The 3336-nt window shown below is 73.9% G+C and carries 4 protein-coding genes; all 4 read right to left on the reverse strand.

Annotated features, from left to right (window positions below; translation table 11 throughout):
• Positions 1–128: 128 nt before the first annotated feature.
• The 4 genes from nusB to ACFWW8_RS23780 all read right to left on the reverse strand — a co-directional run bounded on the left by nusB (position 129) and on the right by ACFWW8_RS23780 (position 3194).
• Positions 129–563, reverse strand: a complete 435-nt coding sequence (gene nusB / locus ACFWW8_RS23765) for a transcription antitermination factor NusB (protein ID WP_383923255.1) — start codon at positions 561–563, stop codon at positions 129–131.
• A 3-nt stretch (positions 564–566) separates the two neighbouring features.
• Complete coding sequence (efp, locus tag ACFWW8_RS23770; protein ID WP_386531021.1) at positions 567–1133, reverse strand: elongation factor P; 567 nt, start codon at positions 1131–1133, stop codon at positions 567–569.
• 59 nt (positions 1134–1192) lie between these two features.
• Positions 1193–2299 carry an aminopeptidase P family protein gene (locus ACFWW8_RS23775; RefSeq protein WP_386531023.1) on the reverse strand — a complete coding sequence of 369 codons (1107 nt, stop codon included), beginning with the start codon at positions 2297–2299 and terminating at the stop codon, positions 1193–1195.
• A gap of 115 nt (positions 2300–2414) precedes the next feature.
• Positions 2415–3194, reverse strand: a complete 780-nt coding sequence (locus tag ACFWW8_RS23780; protein WP_386531025.1) for an AAA family ATPase — start codon at positions 3192–3194, stop codon at positions 2415–2417.
• Between the last annotated feature and the right edge of the window lie 142 nt (positions 3195–3336).

Below are 3336 nucleotides of genomic sequence, written 5' to 3' on the forward strand. Positions count from 1 at the left end.
GCCCGGCCCTCCGCCCCCCCGCCGGGCGCCCCCCCCCGGCCCCCGGCGGCGCCCCCCGGGGGGGGGGGGCGGCGGCCCCTTCCGTACGGCGCGGGGCGCCGGTGCCCTGCCGGTGCGGTGCCGTGCGGTCAGCTCTCGCTGCGGCGCAGGTTCGGCTTCAGGTCCTTGAAGCGGGCGAGCAGCCCGTTCACGAACGAGGGGGACTCGTCCGTCGAGAACTCCTTCGCCAGCTGGACCGCCTCGTCGATGGCCACGGCGTCCGGGGTGTCGTCCACCCAGATCAGCTCGTACGCGCCGAGCCGCAGGATGTTCCGGTCGACGACCGGCATGCGGTCGAGCTCCCAGTCCACCGCGTAGGTGACGATCAGGTCGTCGATGCGGTCCACCTTGTCGGCGTACCCCTCGACGAGGTCCATCGTGAAGTCCCCGACCGGCGGCTGCCGGTCGTCCGACCTCGAGTGGCGGATCCAGTCCGCGAGGACCTCGCGCACGGGAACCCCGCGCTGGTCGGCCTCGAACAGGATCTGGAAGGCGCGCTTGCGCGCATTGCTCCGAGCAGCCACGGGTTAGTTGCTCTTCCGGCCGAGGTAGTCGCTGGTGCGGGTGTCGACCTTGACGGTCTCGCCGGTGGTGACGAACAGCGGGACCTGGATCTCGTAGCCGGTCTCCAGCGTGGCGGGCTTGGTGCCGCCGGTGGAGCGGTCGCCCTGGACGCCCGGGTCGGTGTGCTCGATCTTGAGCTCGACCGCGGCCGGGAGCTCGACGTAGAGCACCTCGCCCTCGTGCTGGGCGACCGAGGCGGTGAAGCCCTCGATCAGGAAGTTGGCGGCGTGGCCGACGGCCTTCTTGTCGACCATCAGCTGGTCGAAGGTGGTCATGTCCATGAAGACGAAGTACTCGCCGTCCATGTACGAGAACTGCATGTCACGGCGGTCGATGGTGGCCGTCTCGACCTTCGTGCCGGCGTTGAACGTCTTGTCGACGACCTTGCCGGACATCACGCTCTTCAGCTTGGTGCGCACGAAGGCCGGGCCCTTGCCGGGCTTGACGTGCTGGAACTCGACGACGGACCAGAGCTGGCCCCCGTCGAGCTTCAGCACCATGCCGTTCTTGAGGTCGTTCGTGGAAGCCACGGTTGCGGAATCTCCTGCACTGGAAGACCACGGGTGCGCGCACAGTCCGGCGGAGCCGACTAGAGCGCGAGCAGCTCCTTGGTCGTAATGGTGAGTAGCTCGGGACCGCCGTCCGCCTCGGGGCGCACGACGAGCGTGTCATCGATCCGGACACCTCCCCGGCCCGGGAGGTGAACCCCCGGTTCGACGGTGACCGGCACGCAAGCGTCCAGTTTACCCATTGCCGTAGGTGCAAGCTGCGGGTCCTCGTCGATTTCGAGACCGACGCCGTGCCCGGTCCACGGGGCCAGGGCCTCGCCGTGGCCCGCGGAGTCCAGTACGGAGCGAGCCGCATGGTCCACGTCGCGGTACGCGGCTCCCGGCAGCAGGGCCTCACGGCCTGCCCGCTGGGCGGCGAAGACGAGGTCGTACAGCTCGATCTGCCAGCTCGCGGGGGTGGTGCCGATCACGAAGGTACGGCCGATCTCGCACCGGTACCCGCGGTAGTTCGCGCCGAGGCTGACGGTGAGGAAGTCCCCCTCCTCCACCCGCCGGTCGGAAGGCCGGTGGCGGGAGCGGCCGGAGTGCGGGCCGGTGCCGACGGAGGTCGGGAAGGCGGGGCCGTCCGCCCCGTGGTCGACGAGGCGGCGCTCCAGCTCCAGGGCGAGGTGCCGTTCGGTGCGCCCGACGAGGATCGACTCCAGGAGCTCGCCGAGGGCCTGGTCGGCGATCTCGGCGGCGATCCGCAGGCAGGCGATCTCCTCCTCGTCCTTGACGAGGCGCTGCTGTTCCACCGCCGTGCCCAGGTCGCCCAGCCGCAGCCGGGGCGCCACGGAGCGCAGGGCCCGGTGCCGGGCCACCGTGAGGTGGTGCTCCTCCACCGCCAGGGAGTCGGCGCGTACGGAGGCGGCCATGTCGGCGGCCGCGACGGCCGGGTCCCCGCCGGGTCCGGACAGGACGGAGACCGCGAGGCGGTCGTCGAGGCGCCCTTCGTCGGCCTCGCCGGTCGGGACACCGGCGCTGAACAGCACGTCCTCTGCGGGCCCGACCAGGAGTACGGCGCCCTGCGGAGAGGCCCCGGAGAGATAGCGGACGTTCGCCGGCCGTGTGACCAGCGCGGCTGCGGTCCCCGCGGCGGCGCAGCGGTCGCGGAGCAGTTCCCGGCGGACGGCGTACACGTCTGACATGTCTTCGAGCGTACGAGCGCCCCGCCCATCCGGCCCGGCGAGCGCGTCCGCCCGGGGCCGGCCGGCGCCGGGCGGCCGAGCACCGCGGCAGGGGGCGGTGGCGTCCGCGCGCCCGCTACCAGGCGGGAGGAGCCGCGATGGCCCGGGCCAGGGTCTCGTCGAGGGCCCGGGCCGTCCCCTCCACGTCGAGGTGGGAGTTGTCGATGATGGGCAGCCCCGAGCCGTACCAGCCGGCCATCCGGCCGTGGATCCGCGCGACCTCCTCGTCGGAGAGGCGGCGGTTGCCGGAGCGGGCCGCGTTGCGCTCCAGGACGATCTCCAGGCCGGGCAGCAGCACCACGGGCAGCAGGGCGGGGCCCACGTGCCGCTTCCAGCCGCCCAGGCCGACGACCGGCCGGTCCGGGAACACGGCGTCGTCGAGGATGCAGGAGATGCCGTTGGCGAGGTAGTTGCGGGCGGCGAAGCCGCAGGTGCGGCGGGCGAGGCGGTACTGGGCCTCGGAGTGCTCGTTCCAGCCGGCCTGCGGGTCCGCGAAGCCCGAGCAGACCCACTCCCGGACGTCGTCCAGGCTGACGTGGGCGGTCGGCACCGGGCGGGTGGCGGCCCAGTGCCGGGCCACGGTGGTCTTGCCCGCGCCGGCGGGGCCGATCAGCAGGACGGCGAGGGTGGCCCCGCCCGTGCCCGGGCCGGCGGGCGGCAGCGGGATGTGCCCGGTGGGCTCCGGTACGGGGGGCACCGCTCCCGTCGCCGAACCCGGGTACGCGGGCGCCGCCGGGGGGTGCGGGGCGTTGCCCGGCCAGCCCTGGGCCGGCGGTATCGGCGGCTGCGGCGGCGCCGCCGGACGCGGTCCCGGCTGTCCCCAGCCCGCGCTCCCGCCCCCCACTCCTTGCTGCATCCGCTGCCACTCCGTCTCGTTCCGGCGACTGATGCGAGAACGTTATATGACCCCGGAGGCCCGGGGGGGCCCCCCCGCCCCCCGCGCCACCCGGCACCCACCCCCCCCGGGGGGGGGGGGGGGGGAAGGCCGGCGGGGGGCG

Source organism: Streptomyces sp. NPDC058701 (assembly GCF_042715295.1).
GTDB lineage: Bacteria > Actinomycetota > Actinomycetes > Streptomycetales > Streptomycetaceae > Streptomyces.

Coding starts and splice junctions, on each gene's coding strand:
- ACFWW8_RS23775 (WP_386531023.1), bottom strand. CDS start 2,299: ATGTCAGACGTGTACGCCGTCCGCCGGGAACTGCTCCGCGACCGCTGC.
- ACFWW8_RS23780 (WP_386531025.1), bottom strand. CDS start 3,194: ATGCAGCAAGGAGTGGGGGGCGGGAGCGCGGGCTGGGGACAGCCGGGA.